Origin of the sequence: Photorhabdus sp. RM96S (assembly GCF_042879335.1) — a bacterium.
Lineage (GTDB): Bacteria > Pseudomonadota > Gammaproteobacteria > Enterobacterales > Enterobacteriaceae > Photorhabdus > Photorhabdus kayaii.
Genome location: NZ_JBHFKT010000253.1, coordinates 1 through 265 on the forward strand (window position 1 = coordinate 1; position 265 = coordinate 265).

The 265-nt window shown below is 47.2% G+C and carries 1 pseudogene; it reads right to left on the reverse strand.

The window, feature by feature from the left end:
* Positions 1-110: 110 nt before the first annotated feature.
* Positions 111-265, reverse strand: a pseudogene (locus ACGF49_RS25225) (adenosine deaminase); the annotation flags it as partial.

Genomic DNA, 265 nt, shown 5'->3' on the forward strand with positions numbered 1-265 from the left:
GACAATGACCCTTTAGCTTGAACAAAGAGAAAGCGGCGTCATTTAGGCGCGGTCGGTAACATGCCCTTATAGGGCTAGAGCAAACCACCCGCTATGCGGGTGGTTATGATTTAACGATTTGCTGCTTTCATACGTAATGCCTGTTTTTCTGCACCACTGATAAAAGCAGTTTCCAGCCCATTTATCTGAGCCTGACGAATTTGAGCAATAGATAAACCTGCGGCAGGGGCGGCAATTTCATATTCATGGCGGATGTCGATGCCTT